The 25351-nt window shown below is 71.2% G+C and carries 27 protein-coding genes; 6 read left to right on the forward strand and 21 right to left on the reverse strand.

Going from position 1 to position 25351, the window contains the following annotated elements; all coding sequences use genetic code 11:
- Window positions 1-21 precede the first annotated feature (21 nt).
- From ACFHW1_RS22805 to ACFHW1_RS22830, 6 genes are all read right to left on the reverse strand, one after another.
- Window positions 22-1035: an oxygenase MpaB family protein gene (locus tag ACFHW1_RS22805; RefSeq protein ID WP_416616039.1), complete on the reverse strand. Its 1014-nt coding sequence runs from the start codon at window positions 1033-1035 to the stop codon at window positions 22-24.
- Window positions 939-2171, reverse strand: coding sequence for an MAB_1171c family putative transporter (locus ACFHW1_RS22810; protein ID WP_416556397.1), 1233 nt, complete (start codon window positions 2169-2171; stop codon window positions 939-941). The genes ACFHW1_RS22805 and ACFHW1_RS22810 overlap by 97 nt, the downstream gene beginning before the upstream one ends.
- Window positions 2172-2177: 6 nt before the next feature.
- Window positions 2178-2732: a hypothetical protein gene (locus ACFHW1_RS22815; RefSeq protein WP_416616040.1), complete on the reverse strand. Its 555-nt coding sequence runs from the start codon at window positions 2730-2732 to the stop codon at window positions 2178-2180.
- A gap of 47 nt (window positions 2733-2779) precedes the next feature.
- A complete protein-coding gene (locus ACFHW1_RS22820; protein WP_416556395.1) occupies window positions 2780-3247 on the reverse strand; it encodes a helix-turn-helix domain-containing protein in 468 nt (155 codons plus the stop codon).
- A gap of 677 nt (window positions 3248-3924) precedes the next feature.
- A complete protein-coding gene (locus tag ACFHW1_RS22825; RefSeq protein WP_416556394.1) occupies window positions 3925-5598 on the reverse strand; it encodes a SulP family inorganic anion transporter in 1674 nt (557 codons plus the stop codon).
- On the reverse strand, window positions 5595-5948 hold the full coding sequence (locus tag ACFHW1_RS22830; RefSeq protein ID WP_416556393.1) for an ArsR/SmtB family transcription factor: 354 nt from the start codon (window positions 5946-5948) through the stop codon (window positions 5595-5597). Before ACFHW1_RS22830 ends, ACFHW1_RS22825 begins: the two co-directional genes overlap by 4 nt.
- A gap of 221 nt (window positions 5949-6169) precedes the next feature.
- Here ACFHW1_RS22830 and ACFHW1_RS22835 point away from each other — a divergent pair, with 221 nt between their 5' ends.
- Window positions 6170-6724: a snapalysin family zinc-dependent metalloprotease gene (locus ACFHW1_RS22835; RefSeq protein ID WP_416556392.1), complete on the forward strand. Its 555-nt coding sequence runs from the start codon at window positions 6170-6172 to the stop codon at window positions 6722-6724.
- 50 nt (window positions 6725-6774) lie between these two features.
- On the opposite strand, the gene ACFHW1_RS22840 is transcribed toward ACFHW1_RS22835, so the two are convergent.
- The 12 genes from ACFHW1_RS22840 to ACFHW1_RS22895 form a co-directional block, all read right to left on the reverse strand.
- Window positions 6775-6963, reverse strand: a complete 189-nt coding sequence (locus ACFHW1_RS22840; RefSeq protein ID WP_416556391.1) for a hypothetical protein — start codon at window positions 6961-6963, stop codon at window positions 6775-6777.
- A 690-nt stretch (window positions 6964-7653) separates the two neighbouring features.
- Entirely contained in the window at window positions 7654-9303 is a 1650-nt protein-coding gene (gene ptsP, locus ACFHW1_RS22845) for a phosphoenolpyruvate--protein phosphotransferase (protein WP_416616041.1), read from the reverse strand.
- On the reverse strand, window positions 9296-9607 hold the full coding sequence (locus tag ACFHW1_RS22850) for an HPr family phosphocarrier protein (RefSeq protein WP_416556389.1): 312 nt from the start codon (window positions 9605-9607) through the stop codon (window positions 9296-9298). The genes ptsP and ACFHW1_RS22850 overlap by 8 nt, the downstream gene beginning before the upstream one ends.
- Window positions 9608-9657: 50 nt before the next feature.
- Complete coding sequence (locus ACFHW1_RS22855; protein WP_416616043.1) at window positions 9658-10698, reverse strand: zinc-dependent dehydrogenase; 1041 nt, start codon at window positions 10696-10698, stop codon at window positions 9658-9660.
- Window positions 10695-11162: a PTS sugar transporter subunit IIA gene (locus ACFHW1_RS22860; RefSeq protein WP_416556387.1), complete on the reverse strand. Its 468-nt coding sequence runs from the start codon at window positions 11160-11162 to the stop codon at window positions 10695-10697. The genes ACFHW1_RS22855 and ACFHW1_RS22860 overlap by 4 nt, the downstream gene beginning before the upstream one ends.
- Entirely contained in the window at window positions 11155-11463 is a 309-nt protein-coding gene (locus tag ACFHW1_RS22865) for a PTS lactose transporter subunit IIB (RefSeq protein ID WP_282230893.1), read from the reverse strand. The genes ACFHW1_RS22860 and ACFHW1_RS22865 overlap by 8 nt, the downstream gene beginning before the upstream one ends.
- Before the next feature lie 2 nt (window positions 11464-11465).
- Window positions 11466-12638, reverse strand: a complete 1173-nt coding sequence (gene mtlA, locus ACFHW1_RS22870) for a mannitol-specific PTS transporter subunit IIC (protein WP_416556386.1) — start codon at window positions 12636-12638, stop codon at window positions 11466-11468.
- 67 nt (window positions 12639-12705) lie between these two features.
- Window positions 12706-13650 (reverse strand): 1-phosphofructokinase, encoded by a 945-nt coding sequence (pfkB, locus tag ACFHW1_RS22875; RefSeq protein ID WP_416556385.1) that lies wholly within the window; start codon window positions 13648-13650, stop codon window positions 12706-12708.
- Complete coding sequence (locus ACFHW1_RS22880) at window positions 13647-14408, reverse strand: DeoR/GlpR family DNA-binding transcription regulator (protein WP_416556384.1); 762 nt, start codon at window positions 14406-14408, stop codon at window positions 13647-13649. Before ACFHW1_RS22880 ends, pfkB begins: the two co-directional genes overlap by 4 nt.
- Before the next feature lie 271 nt (window positions 14409-14679).
- Window positions 14680-14823, reverse strand: a complete 144-nt coding sequence (locus ACFHW1_RS22885; RefSeq protein ID WP_416556383.1) for a hypothetical protein — start codon at window positions 14821-14823, stop codon at window positions 14680-14682.
- 199 nt (window positions 14824-15022) lie between these two features.
- Window positions 15023-15424 (reverse strand): amidase family protein, encoded by a 402-nt coding sequence (locus ACFHW1_RS22890; protein WP_416556382.1) that lies wholly within the window; start codon window positions 15422-15424, stop codon window positions 15023-15025.
- Window positions 15363-15953 (reverse strand): hypothetical protein, encoded by a 591-nt coding sequence (locus ACFHW1_RS22895; protein ID WP_416556381.1) that lies wholly within the window; start codon window positions 15951-15953, stop codon window positions 15363-15365. The genes ACFHW1_RS22890 and ACFHW1_RS22895 overlap by 62 nt, the downstream gene beginning before the upstream one ends.
- A 424-nt stretch (window positions 15954-16377) precedes the next feature.
- Between ACFHW1_RS22895 and ACFHW1_RS22900 the strand changes: the two genes are divergently transcribed.
- On the forward strand, window positions 16378-17202 hold the full coding sequence (locus ACFHW1_RS22900) for a sugar transferase (protein ID WP_416556380.1): 825 nt from the start codon (window positions 16378-16380) through the stop codon (window positions 17200-17202).
- Entirely contained in the window at window positions 17199-18107 is a 909-nt protein-coding gene (locus tag ACFHW1_RS22905) for an NAD-dependent epimerase/dehydratase family protein (RefSeq protein ID WP_416556379.1), read from the forward strand. Before ACFHW1_RS22900 ends, ACFHW1_RS22905 begins: the two co-directional genes overlap by 4 nt.
- On the opposite strand, the gene ACFHW1_RS22910 is transcribed toward ACFHW1_RS22905, so the two are convergent.
- A complete protein-coding gene (locus ACFHW1_RS22910; RefSeq protein WP_416616045.1) occupies window positions 18074-18922 on the reverse strand; it encodes an alpha/beta fold hydrolase in 849 nt (282 codons plus the stop codon). The genes ACFHW1_RS22905 and ACFHW1_RS22910 overlap by 34 nt on opposite strands.
- 150 nt (window positions 18923-19072) lie before the next feature.
- Here ACFHW1_RS22910 and ACFHW1_RS22915 point away from each other — a divergent pair, with 150 nt between their 5' ends.
- The 3 genes from ACFHW1_RS22915 to ACFHW1_RS22925 all read left to right on the forward strand — a co-directional run bounded on the left by ACFHW1_RS22915 (window position 19073) and on the right by ACFHW1_RS22925 (window position 23727).
- Complete coding sequence (locus ACFHW1_RS22915; RefSeq protein WP_416556378.1) at window positions 19073-21556, forward strand: glycogen debranching N-terminal domain-containing protein; 2484 nt, start codon at window positions 19073-19075, stop codon at window positions 21554-21556.
- A complete protein-coding gene (locus tag ACFHW1_RS22920) occupies window positions 21553-22767 on the forward strand; it encodes a D-arabinono-1,4-lactone oxidase (RefSeq protein ID WP_416556377.1) in 1215 nt (404 codons plus the stop codon). The genes ACFHW1_RS22915 and ACFHW1_RS22920 overlap by 4 nt, the downstream gene beginning before the upstream one ends.
- A gap of 171 nt (window positions 22768-22938) precedes the next feature.
- Window positions 22939-23727 (forward strand): hypothetical protein, encoded by a 789-nt coding sequence (locus ACFHW1_RS22925; protein ID WP_416556376.1) that lies wholly within the window; start codon window positions 22939-22941, stop codon window positions 23725-23727.
- Between the two features lie 52 nt (window positions 23728-23779).
- On the opposite strand, the gene ACFHW1_RS22930 is transcribed toward ACFHW1_RS22925, so the two are convergent.
- A complete protein-coding gene (locus ACFHW1_RS22930) occupies window positions 23780-24286 on the reverse strand; it encodes a roadblock/LC7 domain-containing protein (protein ID WP_416556375.1) in 507 nt (168 codons plus the stop codon).
- A 61-nt stretch (window positions 24287-24347) separates the two neighbouring features.
- Window positions 24348-25262: an ABC transporter ATP-binding protein gene (locus ACFHW1_RS22935; RefSeq protein ID WP_416556374.1), complete on the reverse strand. Its 915-nt coding sequence runs from the start codon at window positions 25260-25262 to the stop codon at window positions 24348-24350.
- Window positions 25263-25351: the final 89 nt, after the last annotated feature.

A 25351-nucleotide genomic window follows, 5' to 3' on the forward strand; every position in this document is an offset into this window, starting at 1 on the left:
CGACTCAGTGTGCCTGCTCGACTACGACGATTCCTGGGTGTGGTGGCCGGGTTGCGTCGTGACCGGGCCGAGCCGGGTGATGTCGTACCCGTCCGGATACGTGGGTGTGCGGATACCGTCGGCGAACAGCGGGGTCCGCCGCGGTCGGCCGGCCCAGCGCAGCAGCGCGGCGCGTAGCAGCAGCCCGGCGTGCAGACCCGCGCGTACCGCCGGGTTCGGCGTGGCCACCCCGGTCGCGGCCCGCAGTCGGTCGTCGTAGATGGCGGCGACCAACGCGTCACCGAACGGCGCGAGTGACCGTGGGATTTTCCCGCGCAGCAGCGCCCGGGTGGCCCGCTCGATTGACGCGGCGTCGTCGTTGTAGCGCAGGTGCGTCCGGTCGTGGTCGTCGAACCAGGTGTCGAACTCGCGGAAGGAGCCCGGGATGTCCCGGATGCCCATCCGTCGACCCAGTTCGCGATAGTAGTGGTAGGTGGCGTTCCGTTCATGGCAGCAGGGCCGCCGCCAGCCGTACCGCTCCAGCCAGCGGATCGGGACGACCACCAGACAACCGAGGACGTAGCGATAGTCGTCGTCGGCGATGTCGTAGTGGCGGTGGATCTGATTGGTCCGCCGGATCGCGTCGCGACCGCGCGGGGCGTCGAGACCGTGCAGGATCATCTCGTACATCAGCAGTCCGGTGTCGTCGATCCGCTTGCGGGTGTGGTGCAGCAGCTCCCCGGTGCGCACGTGCAGGGCGGCGACCCGGGGCAGCGAGAATGACCGGTTGAACGCCAGGTTCAGGCCGAGTTTGCTGTCCCACGGAAACTCGTATCGCACCATCGTCTGATAGATCTCGAGGTAGTCGAGTTGCGGATCGAGGGTGCGGATCCGCCGCAGGTTGGCGTATCGGTTACGTCGGAGGTTGGTGTAGCGGTGCGGCTGCACGAAGGCCCCGTTCAGGATCGGTGTGGCGGTGGTGGCGCGGACCGTGGCTCGGGCGACGACGCGACGGCGGCCAGCACCTGGTCGACCAGCGGGGAGCGGCTGAACCATTCGGTCACCCGACTCAACCAGGCGACTTCGCCAGGATAGCCGTTCGGCGGATCGTGCGGCTCGGAGAAGTCCGGCTCCCGCACCGGCCTGCCGGTTGCGGCCCGCCGCGCTCCGGCGGCGATCATCGCCGCCTCGACCAGCGCCGCACGGTCGGGGCCGGTCAGGCCGGCGGCTGCGGCCAGCCGGTCGGCCGTCGGCGCGATCCGGCGGTCGATGTACGGGCGCAGCGCCAGCCGGCTGTCCCGGATCTCGGTGATCCGACGGTGCAGCGCGTAGTCGATGTCGCGCAGGGCCACCCGCCGGTGGTGGGCCCGGTCGTCGAGGACCAGGTGCGGTTGCGCCGCGCTGACCGCCCGCCACAGTGGTGCCAACCGGTGCCACGACCGGTGCCGCCGCAACCAGGCCTGCCCGGTGTCCATGGTGGGACCCCAGGTCGGCAGGGTGAGACCGATCAGCATGCTGAGCGCACCGACGGTCACCAGGACCGCCGCGATCTGCGGCTCGCCGGCCGGTTCCCGGCCGACCAGGTAGGCGACCAGGTAGCCGGCCTTGGTGGCGCAGTACAGCAGCGCGGCGGCCGCGCCGAACGCGGTGATCCGCAATCCACGACGGAGCCACCGACGTGGCGTGACCAGGGAGAAGCGCCAGCAGAGCCGGGCCAGGTCGGCGGCATAGCAGACAGAGACGATCAGGTAGACGACCAGGTAGCCGGCGACCGCCGGATGAGTGGCGTCCTCGACCACCAACCGGACCGGTGCGGCACCGGCCAACGTGGTCGCCCAGAGTACGGTGAGCAGCCCGAACGCGGTCATCGAGGCGATCACCCGACGCCGGACCCGGTGGGCCGCGACCGCTGGCGGCAGGGCCAGGAACAGCAGCAGGATCTCGGAGTTGGCCGCGACCCCCATCACTCCGGCGTGCGCCAGCAGCTTGGCGAGGTTAGGCAGCCCGGTGATCCGGTCCACCGCCTCGGCGACCGGGCGGACGGCGACGGTCACTCCGGCGGCGAACGAACAGAAGGCGTACACCATCGCTCGCAGCACCCGGTTGTCGCGGTCCCGCCGCAGGTCACCCAGTTTGTAGCCGAAGGCGAGCCAGCCGGCGGCGGCGCAGACCGCGTACAGCGGGATGTCCATCGGCGCTCACCGGGGCGGTGGTTCGAGCCCGTGCCGCAGCCGGGCCTCCAGCGCGGCGTCGGTGACCGGCCCGGCATCGTCGCGGGCGGGTGCCGATCCGAGGTCGGTCTCGCGGGCGGCGGCCTCCAGCAGGATGGTCGCCATCATCTCGGCTTCCTGCTCCTCGCCCCGGCCGTACATCCCGGTGCGGGCGAGTACCCGGTGCACCAGAGTGGGGCGCAGCGCCGGCATCAGCAGCTGGCTGGCCTGTTGGTCGTCGAGGGCAAGGGCGCGGTGGCCGAGCAGGATGTGGCCGATCTCGTGGGCGATGATGTGGTCCCGGTGCACCCGGCTGGTGCGTTCCTCGTAGGCGACGACGTGACCGGCGTCGGTGAAGAAGGTCAGCCCGAACGGCGCACCGGCGGGCATCGGCACGCCGACCAGGGTGATCCGCTGGCCGAGCACCACACCGACCCGCTGGCACAGTTGTGGCGCGTTGAACGGCCGGGGCATCCGCAGGCCCTGTTCCCCGAGCTGACGTAGCCGGTCGCGGCAGGTCCGGCGCAGCGGGGATGACTTCATGTCCGTGCTTCCCTCAGCTTGGTCCGTCCGTCGCCACTGCATGACGATCACAGGTTCTGCTGTCCGTCGGCGCCGTGTCCGCCCTCGGCGTGACGGTTCTCCAGCGCCTGGACCACCCGGTCGAGGATGTCGCCGACCGCGTCGAGTTGTGCCTCGGGCAGCGCGCTCAGCCGGGTCGCCACCGCGCGTACCTTGAGGTTGCGCATTGCCTGCAGCGAATGCAGGTCCCGCTCGATCTCGCTGGAACGGCGCCGGTCGAAGAAGTACGCCGGGTCCACGTCGAAGAAGTCAGCGAGCGCCTCCAGATGCTCCTTGGTCGGGTTGGTCCGCCGCCCGGTGCGCAGCTGCCAGATGTACACGTCGGAGATGGAGCCGCCCCGGTCCCGGATGGCGTCGGCCACCTCCCGTGAGGTGTACGGGGCGCGGCGGGCTGGCCGGACCGTCTCGAAGAGCAGGTTGAGCTTGTCGGCCAGGCTTGATCCCGATCCGGCAGGGGGGGTGGTGCCGCCCGTCACGGCTACCTCCGTCGGATGTGCAGCTGAGATCTGGGGAACTACAGCTAAGATCTGATTGGGAACTGCAGCTAAGATTAGCCACGTTGGCGCTGTGGTTAATTTCGGTTGACGACCATACGCCGAGTCAGTATACGATCACGACCTGAGGCTGACCAACCCGTTGGAGTGGCCGACCTGGAGTGGCCGACCTCGATGCCGCCGGTGGGGTGAGGGGCGCGGAACGGGGGCGCCCCTCACCCCACCGGCCAGCCGCCACCCGGACGGCTGTCACATCGCCCGGGCCACCGCGATCCGGGTGCTGTCCCGCTGGCCGGCTTCGTAGCACAGATACCACCGGCTGCGGTCGGTGCCGAGTTGGAGGAGGCGGCCCGGGCCGACGGGCTCGGCCGGTTCGCCACCTTCTGGCGGATCGCGTTGCCGTAGGCCCGCCCGGCGTTGGGCGCGGTGGCGATCTTTACCTTCCTGCACCGCTGGAACCTCTACCTGGAGCCGGTCGTCTTCCTGTCCGCCCCGGAGAAGTTCACCCTGCCGCAGGCGTTGACCCAGTTCGTCCACGTGTAGAGCGGTCCGATGTAGATCGTGCCGTTGTCTGCGGCGTCGCTGACCGCGTTCCCGGTGCTGATTGTCCTCGTCATCGCCCAGCGGCAGTTTCATATCGAGGGCCTGGCGCACTGCCCTCAAGGGGTGACGCCGTCGTCCCGGGTCCTGTCCGACTGGCCGAGGACGGCTCGGGCTGCGGCGATCGCCTCCGGTGTGTCGGGAAAGACCCGGCCGAGTCCGTCCAGCCGGGGCAGCAGTCCGAACGCGGTGAGCGCCTTGTGATGTCCGGGTCGCAACCCGGAGAGGTAGACGACGATGCCGCGCCGCTCCAATCGCTCCACCACGTCGCACAGCACCAACGCGCCGGAGGCATCGATGGTGGACACCCGCGACATCCGCAGGATCACTACCCGTACGTCGGCGACCTCGGAAAGCTCCAGCAGGAACCGGTGCGCGGCGGCGAAGAACAACGGCCCGTCCAGCCGGTACGCCACGATGTGCTCGGCCAGCAGCGCCTGCTCCTCGGCGTGGTGGTCGCCGGTGTCCAGCGGCACCCGGTCCAGCCGTACCGCCTGGGCGATCCTGCGCAGCGCCAGCCCGCCAGCCAGGACCAGACCCACCAGCACCGCGGTAACCAGGTCCAGCAGTACGGTGGTCGCTGCAGTGAGTGCCATTACCAGCCCGTCGGAACGCGAGGCTCGGGCCAGCGCGGCCAGCGCGCTCACCTCGACCATCCGGATGGCGGTGGCGATCAGCACCCCGGCCAGCGCGGCCAGTGGAATGTGGCTGACCAGCGGAGCCGCCACGACCATGAGTAGCGCGAGGATCAGCGCGTGTGACAGCGCGGCCAGTCGGGAACCGGCACCTGCTCGGACGTTGACCGCCGTTCGGGCGATCGCCGCGGTGGCCGGCACCCCGCCGAACAGCGGCGTCACCAGGTTGGCCACGCCCTGGCCGAACAGCTCCCGGTCGGGATCGTGTCGCTGACCGACCGACATGCCGTCCGCCACCGTGGCCGAGAGCAGGCTCTCCAAGGCGGCCAAGGCGGCGACCGCGATCGCCGAGGTCGCCAGCGCCGGCACCGCCGCCAGGTCCAGGAAGGCCAGCGACGGTGCCGGCAGGCTGGCCGGCAGTACGCCGATGGTCGGCACCGGCAACCCGGACAACGCCGTCGTCACGGTCGCTGCGGCGACAGCCAGCAGCGAGAACGGCACGGTTGGCCGCCACCGTGCTCCGGCCAGCATCGCAGCGGCGACGGCGGTGGCGATCAGCAGCGACGGCCACTGCGGCTGTCGGACGAACGCCGCCACCGCCTGCCCGGTCAGCGCAAGCACCCGCTCGCCCTGGACGTGCACGCCGAGCGCCGTCGGGATCTGCTGCAGCAGGATCACCCCGGCGATGCCGGCGGTGAAGCCCTCGATCACCGGGGCCGGCATGTACCGGGCGACCTGACCTGCCCGCACCAGCGCCAGCAGGATCAGGATCAGCCCGGCCAGCAGCCCGACGGTGAGTACCCCGCCGGGCCCGAACTGGGCCACGATCGGCACCAGTACCACCGTCATCGCGCCGGTGGGTCCGGAGACCTGCAGGTTCGATCCGCCGAAGACCGCAGCGAGGGCACCGGCGACGACGGCGGTGACCAGCCCGGCGGCGGCGCCCAACCCGGAGGCGACACCGAAGCCGAGGGCGAGCGGCAGGGCCACGACCGCCACGGTGAGCCCGGCCAGCAGATCCCGGCCCGGTTGCCGGCGGACGGCCCGCCAGTCTGCGGTCTGCGGCAGCAGCCGGCGCGCCCCGGCCCCGGTGCTCATCCGCGCCCCGACGGGGCGTGGGCCGACACGTCCCGCAGTTCGGCCAGCAACTCGGTCTGGTCGACCAGCATCTCGGTGAGGATTCGCCGGGCCGCCCGCATCAGGTCCGCGACGTCCGGCCCGGCCAGGGCGTAGGTGACGGCGGAGCCGTCCCGGCTGGAGACCACGATCCCGGCCCGGCGCAGCACCGCGAGCTGTTGGGACAGGTTCGACGCCTCGACGTCGATCTCGGCGAGCAGTTCGCGGACCTGGCGGGGGCGCTCGCCGAGCAGTTCGAGCACCCGGATCCGCACCGGGTGGCCGAGCATCCGGAAAAACTCGGCCTTCTTCTGGTAGAGCGGCACTGGCATGTGTGCAATTGAAGACTTCTTCAAGTCATCATCTGCTGGCGGGGGCCCGTGCTGTGCGAGTCGTCACGTTGGGTCCGGCCTGCTGAGTGCGCCGCGAGGCTCTGCCAGCGGGACGCGCTATGAGCGAAATGGGATAGGTGTACATCGATTAAGTTGCCCTACGGTGAGCGATACCAGTCGATACCGACCGGTATCGCGGCCCGTTCCCAAGGAGCCATGCCATGCCGAGACAACGCACCGTCCGGGCGATCCTCGCGACGGTCACCGTCATCCTGTCGCTGATCGGTGTCCAGGTCGTGGCCACCGCGCCGGCCTCGGCCGCAGTGACCACGATCTACTACGACGCGAGCCGCGCCGGCCAGTTCGCGACCAACTTCGCCCAGGCCGCGCAGATCTGGAACAGCAGCGTGGACAACGTCCGGCTGCAGCCGGGCAGCCCGGCGTCGGTCGTAATCTACGTCGACAGCGGCTGGCCCCGGGCGTACGTCACCCGGCTGGGCGCCGGCCGGATCTACATGGGTACCCAGGCAGTGGATCAGGGCTACGACCGGACCCGGATCGCCACCCACGAGTGGGGACACATCCTCGGGCTGCCGGACCGGCGTACCGGGCTCTGCTCCGACCTGATGTCCGGCAGCAGCGCGCCGGTGTCCTGCCGCAATGCCTACCCGAGTGCAGCCGAGGCGGCCCGGGTCGACCAACTGTTCGTCCGCGCCGCCGCGACGGCCACCGACGCCGCCACCACCGGCAGGTCCTACGTGTGGGCCGGCAACTGAACCGACTGCGGTCCCGCCACCGGCCCCGCCGGTGGCGGGACCGTCGCCGATCAGGCGCCGAGCGGTAACCGGCCCAGCACGACCGGTGTGACATCCGGGGTACGCACGTCGTAGCGGTAGCTGGTCACCTCACCGGTGCCGGTGTCCAGGACGCTGAACACCGAGTAGTCGTTGCTCTGCACGAACGGCAACGGCGGACCGGCCGGGACCGACCCGACAGCGGGTGGAACGCGCCGCACGAGTTGCCCACGTTGGAAGTCTCCAGGTAATGGGTGCCGGCGACGTCACGGGCCAGCACGTTGTCCGCCGCGGGTAGTCGTACCGGACCAGGGTGTTGCCGTCGACCGTCGGTCTGCTCGGTGCGCACCGGGTCGGCGAACAGCGGGTTGACGTTGTCGCCCAGCCCGTGCGGGCCCTCGTGCAGCATCACCACCGTGTACCTCACGTCCGGAACTGCCGGCTGGCCAGGGAGAAGATCTCCTTGTACGTCTCGGTGTTGAACGAGTTCCCCAGAATCCAGCGTTGCTTGATCCTACGGTGTTGCGGGGTTCACCTGCCGGGCGACCTTGGGGTACGCCGCCTGGGCCACCTCACGCAGCACCGGCGCGTTGAACGACTCGTTCAGCGTCGGCAGTCCACCGCGGCCCTGCAGCGCCGGGAAGGTGCCGATGGCTGCTGCGATGGCTGTGACTGCTGCGACCTGGGACTGTTCTCGACCCTGTTGACCGTCGGCGCGCTGACGGCGACCGCCGCCCGGGGACCCGTGCCGGACCGGGCGAGGCCGCCATCCGTGGCTACCGGCGCTGGCTGTCGCCGCCCGGCTGCGCCGCTGCCGTCCGCACGTGCCGCACGGCACCGGATCTACGGTGCCGTGCGGCACCCGCTGACGAACTGGCCGGCGCCTAGCCATCCCGTCGCCGGCGGCCGGGTCAACCGGCGGCCGGGCCGGCCGAGGCAGCCGCGCGGGCGGCCGTTGCGTCCGGCGCGGCCAGCGCGGCACGGGCCAGCCGCTGACAGTCGGCCAGGGTATGCGCGGCGAGTGCGGCCCGCACCGCCGGCACCGACCGGGCCGACATCGACAGGCTGGACACCCCGAGCCCGGTCAACACCACGGCCAGGGCCGGGTCGGCGGCCGCCTCACCGCAGACCCCGACCGGTTTGCCGGCGGCCGCGCCGGCCTGCGCGCAGATGGCGATCAGCTCCTGCAGCACCGGCTGCCACGGGTCGAGCAGATCGGCCAGGTCGCCGCAGAGGCGGTCGGCGGCGAACGCGTACTGGCTCAGGTCGTTGGTCCCGATGCTGAGGAAATCGACGTGCCGCAGCAGCGCCTCGGCCCGCAGCGCGGCCGCCGGCACCTCCACCATCACGCCCACCGTGGGTAGCCCGACCGCGCGGGCCAGCTCGGCGAACTGGGCCGCCTCCGCCGGCGTGGTCACCATCGGTGCCATCACCCACACCTCGGTGCCGGTGGCCCCAGCGGCCTGTGCGATCGCGTCGAGCTGGGTGCGCAGCACCTCGGGGCGGCGCCGGGCGGTCCGCAGTCCGCGTACGCCGAGCGCCGGGTTCGGCTCTTCGCCGGTGTGCAGGAACGGCAACGGTTTGTCCGCGCCGGCGTCCAGGGTCCGCAGCACCACCTTGCGGTCACCGGCGGCGGTAAACACCTTCGCGTACGCGGTGACCTGCTCGTCGTGACCGGGCGGCTCGGCGCGGTCCAGGTAGAGCAGTTCGGTGCGGAACAGGCCGACGCCTTCCACATCGTCGACGAGGTCGGCGGCGGAGCCGACGTTGGCCAGCAGGGTCACCGGATGTCCGTCGGCGGTGCGTCCCGGGCCGCTGGTCGCCGTCAGTTCCGCCCGGCGGTGCTGTTCCCGCCGGCAGGTCTCGGCGACAGTGTCGTCGTCGACTCCGGCGGTGACGTCGCCGGTTGTGCCGTCCACAGTGACCAGGGTGCCGTCCGGTACGTCGAGAATGCCCGGGCATCGCACGACCGCTGGCAACCCGAGCGCCCGGGCCACGATGGTGGTGTGGCTGGTCGGCCCGCCGGCTGCGGTGACCAGGGCGAGCACCCGGGCCGGGTCGAGCCCGGCGGTGTCGGCCGGGGCCAGGTCCCGGGCGCTGAGGATGAACGGCACGCCCGGGTCGGGCACGCCGGGCATCGGTTCGCCCAGGCAGACCGCGACCGCACGGTCGCGCAGGTCGTCCAGGTCGGCGACCCGTTCGGCGAGGTACCCGCCGGCGGCCGCGAACGCCGCCCGGTGCTCGGCGAGCGCGGCGTCGATGGCGTGCGGCGCGTCGGCACCGGCGGCCACGCGGGCTCGTGCCGCCTCGTGCAGCACCGGGTCCTCGGCCATCATCACCTGCGCCCGCAGGATCTCCGCCGCCGTCGGGTCGGTCGCGGTGCCCGCCCGCCGGCCCAGTTCGGTGGCGACCGCCACCAGGGCAGCGACCGCCCGGTCCGCCTCGGCGGCCGGGTCGTCGACCGGCACCGGCGCGGGCAGCCGGGGTGCCTCGGCCACCCGGTGCACCGGGCCGGCGGCCAGCCCGGTGCTGACGCCGAGCCCGGTGTGCAGCTCAGCCACGACCGGCCGCCGTGGCACCGGCGCCGTCACCGCCGGGCTCGGCGTCGAGGTCGCGGGCGAGCAACGCGACCAGCTCGTCGAGCGCGGCGTCGGCGCCGTCACCGTCGGCCTCCAGGGTCACCTCGGTGCCCTGCTTCGCGCCGAGGGAAAGCACCGAGAGCATGCTGCGGGCCGGCACCGCCGGGCGACCGGCGGTGCTGATCATCACCGGCACCGGTGCGGTTGCGGCGGCGGCGACGAACAACGCGGCGGGCCGGGCGTGCAGGCCGCTGGCGGAGCCGACGGTGACGGTACGGGTAGGCATGTCTGCCTCCTTTGTCCCTGGTGGGGGTCAGGGCTCGATGGATTCCTGGGTCAGGGTTCGATGGTGACTTTGATGGCTTCGCCTCGGGCGACCACGTCGAAGGCGTCGAGGGCCTGATCCAGCGGCAGCCGGTGGGTGATCAGGTCGGCGACCGGGACCGCGCCACTGGCGATCAGAGTGAGCGCCTCGGCGTTGTGTGACGGGCTGGAGCCGTTGGCGCCGACGATGGTCAGCTCCCGGTAGTGCACCAGGTTGGAGTCGCAGGCGATGACCGGTTTGTCCTTGGGTAGACCGCCGAAGAAGCTGATCCGGCCCTGCCGGGCGGTCATCTGCAGCGCCTGTTCCTGAGTGACGCCGGCAGCGGTCGCGGTGATCACCACGTCGGCGCCGCGTCCGTCGGTCAACTTCTTGATCTCGTCGATCACGTCGGTTTCGGCGCCGCAGACGGTGGCGTCGGGATGCACCAGCGCGGCGGCCAGGTCGAGCCGCTCACGGTTGACGTCAACCAGGAAGACCCGGGCGGCACCGCGCGAGCGGGCCAGCCGGACGTGCAAGCAGCCGATCGGGCCGGAGCCCATGATGACGACGTCGTCGCCCGGGCCGACCCGGGCCAGGTTCTGCCCGTTGAGTACGCAGGCGAGCGGCTCGGCCACCGACGCCTCGGCGTAGCTGACCCCGTCCGGGATGCGGTTGAGCCCGTTGACGGCGAGCACCTTGGCTGGGACCACCATGTGCTCGGCGAACCCACCGTCGTAGTGGTAGCCCATTGACTCCTGGTTGGGGCAGACCGTCATCCGGCCGCGCCGGCATTCGCCGCAGGTGCCGCACGGGATGGCTGCGATCACCTGGACCCGGTCGTCGGCCTGCCATCCGGCGACCTCGGCGCCGACCTCGACGACCTCGCCGGCGATCTCGTGGCCCATCACCCGGGGCGGCGCGATGTGGTGGTGACCGTAGTTGCGGATCTTGACATCGGTGCCGCAGGTCGAACAGGCCCGGACGCGGATCAACACGTCGCCGGGGCCGGGCTGCGGCGGCAGTGCCTCCTCGATCCGGACGTCGCCGGGGGAGTGGAACCGGACGACCTTCATGTGGAGCTCTCCTCTCCTACCGGCGCGAGCAGCCGGAGCACGTCGTCGATCTCGGTGGCCTCACGCAGCTCGCGGGCCTGTTCCGGGTCGAGCAGGATCTGGGCGAGGGCGGCGAGCAGCTCCACGTGGCCGTCGCCGCGCGCCGCGATCGCCACGCAGACGCTGACCGGGGATCCGGCCCAGTCCACCCCGTCTGGGAAGCGCAGCACGGCGAGCGCGTCGCGGCGTACCGCCTCCTTGCCGGACAGGGTGCCGTGCGGGATCGCCACACCTTCCCCGACGTAGGTGGAGATGGACTGCTCGCGCTGCAGCATCGCGGCGACGTACTCCTCGGTGACCGCACCGAGCTCGACCAGCACCTCGCCGCAGCGGCGCACGGCGGCGACCCGATCGTCGGCCTGTTCGGTCAACCGGACGGCCCGGCGCTCGAGCAGAGCGCCGGGGTCCGTTTGTGGTTCAGCCATCGAGTTGGCCGCCCTGCTGCACCACGGCCACCAGCCGGGCGACGGCCGGGTCGCCGAGGAAGATCTGCACCGGGACGACCACCTTGCCGGGCGCGCTGACGCGGGCCCGGTCGGCGAGCCCCTGGTGGCAGACGACGACGTCGGCGTCGGCCGGGATGGAGTTGACCGGGGTGTGCTCGACGGTCACCTGCTGCTTCTTGAGCTGCTTGCGCAGCTGGCTGGCGAGCATGACGCTGCTGCCCATGCCGGCGTCGCAGGCGACGACGACCTTGCGGATGCTCTGGGCGTCGATGGTGGCCATCGTCATGCCTCCGTGGCGGTCGGCCGGTGGGTACCGGCGGTCGGGGTGGCGTGGTACGCGTGCGCGGCGGCGGGTGCGTCCGTGGTGGCGGCCTGCGGACCGGTGTTCTCCTCGACCGGTTCCTTGCCCTCGCCACGGCCGAAGCCGAGCAGCACCGAGGCGACCGCGAAGGAGACCGCCGCCGAGATGATCACGCCGAGCAGGACCGGGAACCAGCCGCCTCGCGGGGTGACCGCCAGGTAGGCGAAGATGCTGCCCGGAGACGGGGTGGCAACCAGACCGGCACCGGTGACCATGAAGGTCCAGACACCGGCCGCGCCGCCGGCGATCATGGCGAGGATCAGCCGCGGCTTCATCAGCACGTACGGGAAGTAGATCTCGTGGATGCCGCCGAGGAAGTGGATGATGATCGCCGCTGGGGTGCTGGCGCGCAGCAGCCGGGGCCCGAACAGCAGGAAGGCGACCAGCAGGCCGAGGCCCGGCCCGGGGTTCGACTCAATCATGAACAGGATGGACTTGCCGTCTTCGGCGGCTTCGGCGACGCCCAGCGGACCGAACACGCCGTGGTTGATCGCGTTGTTGAGAAACAGCACCTTGGCCGGCTCGACCAGGATGGACACGAACGGCAGCAGGCTGTGACCGACCATCCAGTCCACCGCGGAGCCGGCGGCGTCGGTGACGGCCTGCACCACCGGGCCGATCACCCAGATACCGACCAGTGCCATGCCACCGCCGATGATGCCGGCGGAGAAGTTGTTGATCAACATCTCGAAGCCGGCCGGGATCTTGTCCTCGACCAGGCCGTCGAAGAGCTTCAGCAGGTACGCGGTCAGCGGGCCGATGATCATCGCACCGAGGAACATCGGTACGTCGGCGCCGACGATGATGCCGACCGTGGCGACCGCGCCGACCACCGCGCCGCGCTGACCGTGCACGAGCCGGCCGCCGGTGTAGCCGATCAGGATCGGCAGCAGCATCGTGATCATCGGCCCGACCAGTTCGGCCATGGTCGCGTTGGGGATCCATCCGGTGGGGATGAACAGCGCGGTGATCAGACCCCAGGCGATGAACGCGCCGATGTTGGGCATCACCATGCCGGCGAGATATCCGCCGAGTCTCTGGATTGTGGCCTTTACCCCGGTGCCCTGCACCTGGGGTGTGTAGTCGGTGGCCATGCTCTACTGCTCCTTCTATGTGCGGGGGTAGGGAGTAGGCGATCGGTCTGGGTATCGAGGTGACGGGTCATCCTTGGATGGCGAGTTGTTGCAGGTCATCCGGTCGGGGGTGCAGTCGTACGGTGTGCCGGCGCAGATCGGCCGGCCCCGGCATCCGGCTGCCCGGCAGGCTGACCGCCGCCGCCCCCCAGGCCAGCCCTTCGGCGAGGGCGTCCGGCCCGCTGGCACCGGCGGCGAGGAAACCGGCGAGCAGCGCGTCACCGGCGCCGACCGTGCTGCGCGGCTGGTCGACCGGGGAGTCGCCGGTGCGCATTCCGTCGGCGTCGACCAGCACGGCACCCTGCGCCCCGAGGCTGGCCAGCACGGTGCCGGCACCCCAGGCGCGGACCTGTTGGGCGGCGTCGACCACGTCGCCGAGGCCGTCCAGCGGCCGCCCGACGGCCTCGGCCAGCTCCTCCCGGTTGGGTTTGACCAAATCGGCTCCGGCCTCAGCGGCGGCCCGCAGCGGTGGGCCGCTGGTGTCGACGGCGAGCCGGAGCCCGGCGTCGAGCAACTGCCGGCACAGCGCGGTGAACCCGTCCACCGGCAGCCCCGGTGGCAGACTGCCGCAGACCACCACCCAGTCGGCCTGGTGCGCGGTGTCCAGCAGCCGGGTGGTGATCGCGTCGAACTCGTCCCGGCTCAGGGTTGGCCCGGGCTCGTTCACCTTGGTGACGGTGCCGTCCGGCTCGGCGAGGGTGATGTTGGACCGGGTCCGCCCGGCGATCGGCACGGCGACCACCTCGACCCCTTCGGCAGCCAGCAGCCGGACGAGTTGACCGCCCTCGTCGCCGCCGCAGGGCAGCACGGCGACCGACGGTACGCCGTTGGCGAGCAGCGCCCGGGAAACGTTGACGCCTTTGCCGCCGGGGTCCAGGCGGGCACCGGTGGCCCGGATGACCTCGCCGCGGACCAGGTCGTCGATCTCGACGGCGCGGTCCAGACTGGGGTTGAGGGTGAGGGTGAGGATCATGCCCGTACCACCCGTGGTCCGGCCGCCTCCACCTCGGCGACGAGGTCCGCGTTGAGGCTGTTGTCGGTGATCAGTGTGTCGATGTCGGCGAGCCGGCCGAACCGGGCCAGGTAGTCGTTGCCGATCTTGGTGTGGTCGGCCAGTACGACCGATCGGCGGGCGGCGCCGATCATGGCCCGCTTGACTGCCGCCTCGGCCGGGTCAGGTGTGGTCAGGCCACGCTCGACGGAACAGCCGTTGGTGCCGATGAAGGCCACGTCGACGTACACGTCGGCGAGCGGACGAAGCGCCCAGTCGTCGACGGTGGCCATCGTGCGACCGCGTACCCGGCCGCCCAGCAGCAGGACGTTGAGGTTGCTGCGGGCACCGAGGACGGTGGCCAGCGTCGGCGAGTTGATCACGACGGTGAGTTCCCGGTCGGCCGGCAGGATCGCGGCCAGCCGGGCGGTGGTGGTGCCGGCGTCCAGGATGATCGCGCCCTCGTGAGGCAGCTCGGCCAGCGCGGCCTTGGCGATCCGTTCCTTTTCGGTGGTCAGCACCGCGTCCCGGGTGGCGAGCGCGGGCTCGAAGCCGATCCGTTCGACCGGGATCGCACCGCCATGCACCCGACGCAGCACGCCGGCCCGCTCGAGGGTGGTGAGATCGCGCCGGATCGTCTCGGCGGTCACGTTGAGCGACTCGGCGAGCGCGGTCACGTCGACCCGCCCGTCGGCCCGGGCCAGTCGGACGATCTCCTGCTGCCGTTCCTCGGCGTACATGTGGTTTCACCGCCGTTTCGTTTTGCTTCAGGTTTGTTTACGCCCGACCTTGTGGGATGTCAAGAGGGGCGTCGAACGAATTTGGATCTTGGCCGCTCGGCTGACCTGCGGAACCGGCGGTGCCGCTCCTTGGCCGGTAGGCCGGCCGCAACCGGGAACTCGCTCATCCACCTGCCGTCCGCCGGTCGCCCACCCGAAGATGGCTGTCTGCCTGGCCGCGCCGGCCGTAGCGAATGGGGTAGGTCCGACCGGCGGCGCCGGTCGGCCGGGGTTAGGCCGGGTGGCCGTGACCCGTGCCCGCCGGGGCGGGGCCGGGCCTGACCAGGTCGGGTCGGGCCGCCTCCAACACCGCCGCCATGGCGAGGACGGTGCGGTCGCCGCCCGGCCGCGCGCCGAGCTGCATCCCGATCGGCATCCCGGCGTCGTCGCGCCCCCAGGGCAGACTGATTGCCGGCCGCCGGTCACGTTGAACATCCCCACGAAGGGCGAGATCGCGAGGATCTCCTGAAACGCTCGCCGGTTGGCCGGTCGGTGTGCAGCTGCCCCAGCGGTGGTGCCGCCCGCGCGGTGGTCGGGCTGAGCACCCGGTCGATGCGTCGAGAGCGGCAGCCAGCTCACCGGCGAGCCGGCGCAGTGAGCAGCCCGACCCGCAGGGCCCGGCCGGGCCCGTCGAACCGGCCCACCGGAATCCGTCCACCGGGTACGGCTCGCCAGCGGCCGACCCGCTGCTGACGGCCAGCAACAACGCGGAGCCGGCGACGGTGCGGGTGATGGCGTGCTCGTGGCTGAGCCCCGACCAGTCGTCCACCCGGTACGGCCCGGCCGGGTTGCGGGCCTCGGGTCGGCTTGAAGCCGATGACGCCGCACCAGGCCGACGGGATCCGGATGAACCCGCCGCTGTCGCTGGCGTGCGCCGCCGGCACCATCCCCGCGGCCACCGCGTCGAGCCCGGCGTCACGCTCCTCGATGCGGCGTACCGCCGCCTCGATCAGCTTCGCCGCCAGCGACTGCGCCACCGCGCGGGCAGGGCGCCGTACCGGGTGCGGAACAGCGCTCCAAGAACGCCCGGTGCAGCTGCCGCGGGGACACCGCCAGCCGGCCGGCCAACCACGGCACCGACAACGCCGGTTCGGTCAGCGAGTGATCGAGCAGCCGTTCCGCCGCGGTGCGCAGCGCGGCCACCGGGTCGGCGTCGACGGCGACGCCGGCACCGTGCAGCGTGGCGGTGAGGGCGGTGTCGACCATGGCGGCGACCGCTGGCCGGCCCTGGCGGCTGCGGCTGCGGTCATAAGGTGCGGCAACTGCCGGCACAACGCCCGGCCCACCAGGTCCAACGTCGCGGAGCACCGGCCCCTCGATGCCGGAGAAGCGGGCCGTGACGAGTGCGCGGGGCAGTGCCACGAACAGCGCGTGGGCCGGTGCCGGTTGATCGACGTCGAACGCCTCCCAGCTGGGGACGACGACCAGCCGGTGCGGGCCGATCGGGTCGGTGCCGCCCCGATGCGTGATGCTGCCGGTGGCCCACTGGCCGAGCAGCAGGAACACCCCCGTCCGCGGCGTCGGGTCCGGTGGTGTCGTGCGGTCGGCGGGAGGAGGGCAGGGCGGCGACTGCGGCGGAGATGAGCCGCGAGGGTCCCAGTGGCACTTCGGTGATGCGAGCGCGGAACCGGCTCGGTTCGCGGATCGTGACGGTCTGCTGCACCAGGATGTGTCGCAGCGCGGAGTTAACTCGCGCAACCCGGCCGGTCCGTCGAAACCCCGGCGTCGCAGCGGCACGCGTCCCTCCCTCTGCCGGCCCGGTCGGTGCTGCTGACCTGCGGATCAGCGTACCGGTCCGGGTCCCGTCCTCACTCGAGCCGACGGCCACGACTCAACCAATGTTCCGATTTACGGCGAAAGACACGCTTAGTCGTATTCATTCTGTTACAAAGCTTTTGTCAGTTGAGCAGCTACTACTGGAGGCCCGTCCATGACCTCGCCAGCGGCCCGCCTCGCAGCCGAACCGACGATTCCGACCAGTCGTCCCCGCCGCTACGACCGGGTCAAGCGGGTGTTCGACGTCGTGGGCGCGGCGACCGCCCTGGTCGTCGGCGCGCCGCTGTTGGCGGGGGTCGCCCTACTTATCCTCGTCACGCTGGGCCGGCCGGTGTTCTTCCGGCAGCTGCGACCCGGCCGGGACGGCGAACTCTTCGAGATGGTCAAGTTCCGCACCATGCTCAAGGTGGATCCGGCCCGCGGCCTGGTCACCGACGCCGACCGGCTCACGCCTGTCGGCCGCTGGCTGCGCGCCAGCAGCCTCGACGAACTGCCCGAGTTGTGGAACGTACTGCGTGGTGAGATGAGCCTGGTCGGCCCGCGTCCCCACCTGGTGCAGTACCTGGAGATCTACACGCCCTGGCAGGCCCGACGGCATGAGGTGCGACCCGGTATCACCGGCCTGGCCCAGGTCCGCGGCCGCAACGAGCTGGCCTGGGAGGACAAGTTCGCCTACGACATCGAGTACGTGGACAATCGCAGTCTCCGGCTCGACCTGCGGATCCTGGTCGAGACCGTCCGGGTGGTGGTGCGCCGGGAAGGGATCGCCGCGCCGGGGACGGTCACCTGGCACGAGTTCACCGGGACCCCGACGCCGCCGGACCCCGTCCCGGCGGCCGACCCCGTCCCGGCGGCCGACCCCGTCCCGGCGGCCGACCCCGTCCCGGCGGCCGACCCGGTCCCGGCCGCCGCGCCCGACGGTTTGGCAGCAACCTCCCGTCGACCCCGCGGTGACCTGGCCGGCCGGTGCTGCGGTTGAGCCGGGCGAGGATCCTGCTCTTCGGCTCCACCGGACTGCTGGGCCGGCAGATCCACGCTGCGCTCACAGCGGACGCGGTGGTGACCGCACCGACCCGGGCCGACTGCGATCTCGCCACGACGGGCGTGGCCGAACTCGCCCGGCTGCTCGCGGCCGTCCAGCCGGACGTCGTGGTCAACTGCGCCGGCCGTACCGTTGGTGACAACGCCGGGCTGATCCGGATCCACCTACTGGCTGTGGCCGCGCTCGCCGAGGCGATGGCCGACGTCGTGCCCGGCACCCGGCTGGTGCGGATCGGCTCCGCCGCCGAGTACGGCGTCGTGCCCAGTGGCCGGCCGGTGGGCGAGGACGATCCGGCAAGGCCGGTGAGCCCGTACGGGTTCAGCCACCTGGCCGCCACCCAGTTCGGCGAACTGGCCAGCACCGACGGACGGGTCGAGGTCGTCACGTTGCGGGTGTTCAACCCGGTCGGGCCGGGCCTGCCGGCGGACAGCGCTCTGGGGCGGGCGGCCGCTCTGCTGCGCTGCGGCGGGCGGTCACCGCTGGCGGTGCGGCTGCTGGACACCGTGCGCGACTTCGTCGACCTGCGCGACATCGCCGCCGCGGTCCGCGCCGCCGCGCTCGCCACCCGCCTGCCGCACCGGCTGTTCAACGTGGGCAGCGGGCGGCCGGTCGGGGTCCGGGACGCGGTCACCTGTCTGGCCCGGGCCGCTGGTCACAGTGGCGAACTCGGTACGGGGGAGTTTTCCCCGACGGTGAACCGGACCGCCGCCGTCCCCTGGATGTGCGCAGACATCAGCCGTGCCCGGCAGGTGCTCGGCTGGTCACCCAGCTACGACCTGACGGACTCGGTGAAGGCCCTGCTTGCGGATCACCACGACGGCGGCCCCCACAGCCGCAGATAGCGGCGGACCATCGCGTTGGTCTGCCGCGGCACCTCGAACTGGAAGAAGTGGCCCGAGCCCACCACCTGGCCGATCACGGCCTCGGGCACGAGCTCCCGCAGCCGGCCGTAGTCGGCGAATGGTGCCGGGCCACCGATGTAGAGCAGCCGGCGTCCCCACGCGGTCAACGCGGCGTCGCCACCGGCCTCGACGAAGTCGGCGAGACCGTCGAGGGTGGCGGCGGCGACGGTGTCACGCGGCCGCAGCATCTGGTCGATCGTCCAGTCGACCAGCCGGGGGTCCGACTCGGGAATGAAGTACGACCGGATGATGTCGATCCGGGCCTGGCGCGGGTCCGCGCTGCGGACGGACTCCGCCAGCGCGGCCACCTGCTCCGTGGTACCGGGCGGCACGGCCACCGACGCGTCCAGCAGCAGCAGCGCCGCGACCCGGTCGGTCGCCTGCGCGGCTGCGGCCAACGACCAGACCCCGCCCATGCTGTGCCCGATCAGCACGACGTCGTCCATTTCGAGTTCGACCATCAGGTCCCGCAGGTCGGCACCGAGTTCGGGAACGCTGAAGCCGCGGTCTCCGGCGGGGCTTGCACCGTGTCCCCGCATGTCCACCGAGATGATCCGCCGCCGCCAGCTGGCCAAATGGGCGGCGAGTGGCTTCATGAACCGGTGGTTACAGCACCACCCGTGTACAAGCAGGACATCCTGTCGGCCGCGGCCGGTCTGCCAGTAGCGCATCCCGGCGGCTGTGCGGTCGTGACTCACGTCGTTGGCCTCCTTCGCTTCGGCACATGCCATGTCCCCGATACGGCCTGTGATCATTCTGCCTCATCTGGTTACTTTCGGCATCCGTGGTCGACGTTCCGTCTCCTGCCGGTCACGGATCACCCGCACCGGGTGATCCGCCGCAGATGGTGGACGGGCCATGCTGGCACCAGGTGAACCGACGGAGGACGACTGAGGGGAGCGGCGATGACCGACGTGATCGGTCAGTTCTTCGACGGTCTCCAGGCGCGCGGCGACGGTCGACTGCCGCCGCCGGTCAGCGGCACGATCCGGTTCAACCTCACCGCCCCGGACGGCGGTATCCGTAGCTGGTCAGTTACGTATCACGACGGGCATGCCGTGCTCGAGCGTGACCCGGAGCAGATCGACTGCACCATCGACACCTCGGAGGAAACCTTCCAGGCACTGATCGAGGGCCGGGACAACAGCATCTCGTTGCTCCTGCGCAACGGCGTGTCGGTCCGGGGCGATCTGCCGCTGTTCCTGACCTTCCGCCGCCTGCTGCCGCTTCATGCGGACAGCGCCGGGGCGACGTCGAGGGCCCGACCGGTCGCCGAGCCGGTCGGTGCCCGGCCGGCCACCGCGAAGCCGGTCAGCATTCTCTACGGAAACATGTTCATGGTCAGTGACCGGCGGGGAGACATCGAGCCGGTGCCGTCCGCGCCGTTCGGATTGTTCTTCTACGACACCCGCTTCCTGTCCTACTGGCGGCTGACCGTCGACGGGCAACGGATGAACACCCTGTCCATCGACGACCTGCAGTACTTCGAGTCGCGGTTCTTCCAGGTGCCGGGTGAGCCGACGCACTACGTGGACGCCACCATCTCGGTGTTCCGGCACCGCTGGATCGGCGACGCGTTCACCGAGCAGATCGCCGTGTTCAACCACCGGGAGGAGCCCGTCCGGCTGAGCCTGCGCATCGACGCCGGGGCCGACTTCGCCGAGGTGCTGGAGGTCAAGGACAGTTACCACACCGAGCGCGAAATCGAGGTTACGGTCGAGCCTGACGCGCTGCGGTTCCGCTACGAGCGGGGCACCTATTTCCGTGAAACGATCCTGTCCAGCAGTGTGCCGGCCCGCATTGATCCCGGCAGCTTGACCTTCGAGCTGGCCCTTGACGCCCACGACACCTGGTGCACCGATCTGACGGTGAAGACCTTCGTCCGTGGGGCCGGCAACCGCGATCTGCGCGAGAGTCTGCGCAGCTACGCCGAGCGGCCCAAGCCCGAAGTGCACCGGGAACTCGACGAGTGGATGGCCCGGGCACCGAAACTCACCTGTGACCATGAACCGCTACGGGAGGCGTACCAGCAGAGCGTCGTCGATCTGGCGGCGCTGCGCTACAAGGGCGTCAACTTCCGCGACATGCTGCCGGCGGCGGGGATGCCCTGGTTCATGACGTTCTTCGGCCGGGACAGCCTGATCAGCTGCCTGCAGGCGCTACCGTTCCTGCCCGCCACCACCGTGCCCGCGTTGGCGATCATGGCGCTGGCCCAGGGCACCCGCGAGGATCCGTTTCGGGCCGAACAGCCGGGTAAGATCCCCCAGGAGAGCCGGTATGCGGAGGCTGCGTTGTTCAACGAGGTCTCGCACGCCGCAGACTTCTCTGCCGCCGACACCACTCCGCTGTTCATCGTGCTGCTTGACGAGTACGAACGGTGGACCGGCGACACCGCTCTGGTGCGCGACATGGAGTTCCAGGCCCGCGCGGCGCTGGACTGGATCGACCGACACGCGGATCTGGTCGGCACCGGCTACGTCTGGTACGGGCCCCGGCCGACCCGCACCGGGCTGTTCAACCAGAGCTGGAAGTGCTCACCGGGCGCGATCAGCTTTCACGACGGGCGGGAGGCGGCCTTCCCGCAGGCCACCTGCGAGATCCAGGGATACGTCTATGACGCGCGGATGCGCGGCGCCCGGTTGGCCCGGACCTGCTGGGGTGACCACGCCTTCGCGGACCGGCTCGAACAGCAGGCGACCGAGCTACGGGACCGGTTCAACCGAGACTTCTGGATCGCCGACCGCGGCTACTACGCCCACGCGCTACAGGCCGACGGCGGCCAGGTTGACGCGCTCACCTCCAACATCGGGCACCTGCTGTGGAGCGGCATCGCGGAACCCACCAAGGCACGGTCGGTCGTCCGGCATCTGATGAGTCCGCAACTGTTCGGCGGCTGGGGGATCCGCACGCTCGGCACCGGGGCACGGCGGTTCAACCCGGTGGGTTACCACACCGGCTCGATCTGGCCGTTCGACAACTCGCTGATCGCCTGGGGATTGTGGCGGTACGGTTACCGGGAGGAGGCAGCCCGGGTGGCCGGGGCGGTGCTGGAGGCGTCGCAGTACTTCGGGGCCCGGCTGCCCGAGTGCTTCGCCGGCTACGATCGGTCGTTGACCAAGTACCCCGTCCCGTACTCCGCCGCAGGCAGCCCGCACGCCACCTCGGCCGGCGCGACGCTACTGTTCCTGCGGGTGCTGCTCGGTCTCGACCCGTACGACGGCGACCTGATCATCGACCCGGCCGTTCCGGAGGGGATGGGACACATCGAGCTGCATGACATCCCGGGACGCTGGGGCCTGCTCGACGCCTTGGGCCGGGGCCGGTGTGACCTGGCCCGGCCGCGTCGCCGCACCCGCCGTCCCGGTGATCCGCTGCGGGCGGCGCTGTGACCTCGCCGCCTGTCACCGCTACCACGACCTGGCGCAACTGGTCCGGTGGGTTGACCTTCGAGCCGGCCATGGTGGCCCGGCCGGAGTCGGTCGCCGCACTGTGCCGCGTCCTGCGCGCCGCCGCCGAGCAGGCGGTGACGGTACGGCCGGTTGGCGCCGGGCACTCATCCGCGCCGCTCGTGCAGACCGGGGACGTCCTGCTTAGCCTGGACCGGCTGCCCGCCGGGGTACTCGAACCACCGCACAACCGGCAGATCTGGGTCGGTGCCGGCACCCGGCTGCACGACCTGGGTCGTCAGTTGCGCCACCACGGACTCGCGATGCCGAACCTCGGCGACGTTGACACCCAGGCGTTCGCCGGTGCCGTCTCGACCGGCACCCACGGCAGCGGCCTGGGCCTGCCGAATTTGTCCGCCCAGGTGACTGGGGTCCGACTGGTCACCGCGGCCGGACAACCGGTGCAGATCGACGCCGACAGCGATCCCGACCTGTTGCCGGCCGCCCAGGTGTCGCTCGGCGTGCTGGGTGTATTCACCGCGTTGCGGACCCGGCTGGTCCCCGCGTTCCAGGCCCGGCGGCGGGAGTGGGGCCTGCCGGTGGAGGCGTGCCTGACCACGTTCGACGAACTGCTGACGGTCAACCGTAACGTCGACTTCTACTGGTACCCGCGGCGTGACGACGCGCACCTGCGGACGGTGAACCCGGTTGCCGACGATCCCGGCCCGGACACGCTGCCCGGCAGCGGCTGCACCGAGGAACGGACCGGCTCCAGCGACGCCGCGCTGATCAAACGGCGGTCCCTGCGTTTCCACGAGATCGAGTACTTCGTTCCGGCTGCGGCCGGTCCGGCCTGCTTCCGAGAGGTCCGGCACCGGATCCGGACCCGGCACCGGGAGCACACCGCCTGGCGGGTGCTCTACCGGTATGTGGCTGCCGATCAGGCGTTCCTCAGCCCGGCGTACGGTCGGGACAGCATCACCATCTCGGTGCACCAGAACGCGACGCTGCCGTACCGCGAGTTCTTCGCCGATGTGGAACCGATCTTCCTGGCCCATGATGGTCGGCCGCACTGGGCGAAGATCCACCGGCTGGAAGGCCGGGATCTGCTTGCCCGCTACCCACAGGCGGACCGGTTCCTCGCCGTCCGTGAGCGACTCGATCCCGACGGGCGGTTCCTCACCGACTACCTGCGTCGGCTGCTGGGCCTGTGACCGAACTGCTCGACTGCTGGTGGGGCTGGTGACCGGGCTTGCGGTCCGGCCCGGCCGGCGCGCCTAAGATTGCCCCGTCCCGCAACCGGGTAGCAGGGGCACCGTCCGCCGCATCGACGGGCCGCAGAATCTCGCCGCGCCACGGGCGGGCAGGAACTGGAATGGGGAGCCGTGCGACCGACCGCAGCCAGCAACGAACCGTCCACCGACCAGCCGGGTGGCACGCCATTCGGGACCTCGCGCCGGGCGTTGATCGCCGTCGCCGTCATCGCCGCCCTGCTGGTGGCGGCGACGATCGTGGCGGCGGTGGTGAACGCAGTGGGCTCACGCCCGGCTACCGACGGCGACGTGGCGTGGACGGTGCAGACACCGCGCGAGGGGTGGACCGAGGCGCGGCTGGAGATCCCCGACAGCGCACCAGGGATTCAGGTGGTAGCCGCCGACCTCGGTGATCAGCTGCTGCGGGCGGAGACTCCGGTCGGCGGTGCGGCCGCGCCGGAGGTGACCACCGCCGACGGCGTGGTCCGGGTCGGACTGACCGGTACCGGGTACGACGGTGCCGGCGAGCTGCGAGTCACTGTCCACAGCGATCTGCTCTGGTCGGTCCGGGTGGTGGGCGGGGCGACCAGCACCCGGGTCGATCTGACCGGTGCCCGGGTCTCCCAGGTGGACGTCGCAGGTGGCGCCAGCGCGTTGGACCTGGCGCTGCCTGAGCCGTCCGGCACGGTCGGCGTCCGGATGTCCGGCGGCGTCAGCACCTGGCGGATCGAGTTGCCGGAGCGGACGCCGGTGCGGATCCGACTGGGCTCCGGCGCGGGCAGCGTCGACCTGGACGGCGAGCGGCGCGACGGGGTCGCTGGCGGCGAGTCGGTGAGCTCGACGGACTGGGATGAGGCCACCGACCGCTATGACATCGACGCCGCCGCCGGGGTCGCCGACCTCGCGGTGACCCGACGGTAACCAGGCTTCCCTGCCGGTCGGGGCTCCGCCTTGGTGAACGGCGCTGGCCGGCTCAGCGGCGCGTCGGAAGGTCCTGTCGTTCAGCGGCATGCGCGCCGAGCGTCGGTGCGCCGCCGTGCAGGAGCGCCTGAGCGGTGCGGACGGCAGCATCCGGGGCCTCCTCCGGCGCGGGGAACGCCGGCAGGTGCCGGTCGGCCCGGCCGGCAAACAGTGCCACCTCGTAGGCCACCGAGTCCATGTCGGAGCCGGCGTCGAAGACGGCTGCGATGATGGCACCACCGGGTGTCGCGGCGATGAACAGGAACGCCGTACCCATCTGGACGACGATCTGTCGCACCCGGCCGGTGTCGGCGTGTTGACCGACCGCGACGGCGAGGGCGCGCAGACCCGCCACCAGGCCGGACAGCTGTTCGCCCAGTTCGTGGTCGACCCCTTTGGACCAGGCCAGAAGGATGCCGTCGGGAGAGAGCGCCACCGCCTGTTGCGCCTGCGGCACCCGGTCCACCAGGTCGTCCAGCAGCCGGGAGACGTCACCAGTGGTGACCACGGGGTATGCCATGGAGGGTCTCTCTTTCGGTCGGTGCGCGTTCCCGGCCAAACAGTACCCTCGACCCGACCCGTCAGGGCGTAACGGCACGAACCACCGGAATAGATTTCTGATCCATGGTGGAGGCGCGGGCCGCGCCTGCGGCGAGCGGGACGACGAGCGGGGTGCCGCTGGCCGGGTCCTCGATGACCATCACCCGCAGCCCGAACACCTCCCGGACCAGCTCTGGAGTCAGGATCTCGCCCGGTGCACCGCTGGCCAGCACCTGTCCGTCCTTCATCGCGACCAGATGTCGGGCGTAGCGCGCGGCGAGATTGAGATCGTGCAGCACCATCACCACGGTGCGCCCGCCCTCCCGGTGCAGCCGGTCCACCAGTTCGAGTACGTCGATCTGGTGCGCCAGGTCGAGATAGGTGGTCGGCTCGTCGAGCAGCAGGATGTCGGTGCCCTGGGCGAGCGCCATGGAGATCCAGGCCCGTTGCCGCTGGCCGCCGGAGAGCGTGTCCAACGGATGTTCGGCCAGGTCGTTGAGGCCGGTCCAGGCCAGTGCCTGGGCGACGACCTCCTCATCGGCCCGGGACCACTGGCGCAGCCAGGTCTGGTGCGGCTGGCGGCCACGTGCGACCAGGTCCGCCACGGTGAGCCCGTCCGGCGCGGTCGGAGCCTGCGGCAGGATGCCGAGTCGGCGGGCGACCTCCCGGGTCGGCAACCGCTGGATTCGCTCGCCGTCGAGTAGTACCTCCCCGGCGGTGGGCCGCAGCAGCCGGCCAAGGGCGCGGAGCAAGGTCGATTTTCCGCAGCCGTTCGGCCCGACGATCGCGGTGACCGATCCGTCGACGATGTCTAGGTCCAGGTGCGGGACGACCACCTGGTGGCCGTACCCGAGCCGCAGGGCCCGGGTCCGTAGCCGGGGTGCATTTCCGGTAGGTCGGATTTCGCGCGGTTCTGGTCCGGGCACAGTCACCGGCAGTTCAGCGAGGTCGGTCATGGGCTACTCCTCGTCGTCGGTCGGCGAGTCCCGGGTTCCATGAAGGGTAGCCTTACCGAAGCTCCGGTTCCACATCGAGGCCGGGTGGT

Source organism: Micromonospora sp. LOL_014 (genome assembly GCF_048060245.1).
In the GTDB taxonomy this organism is placed as follows: Bacteria; Actinomycetota; Actinomycetes; order Mycobacteriales; family Micromonosporaceae; genus Micromonospora_E.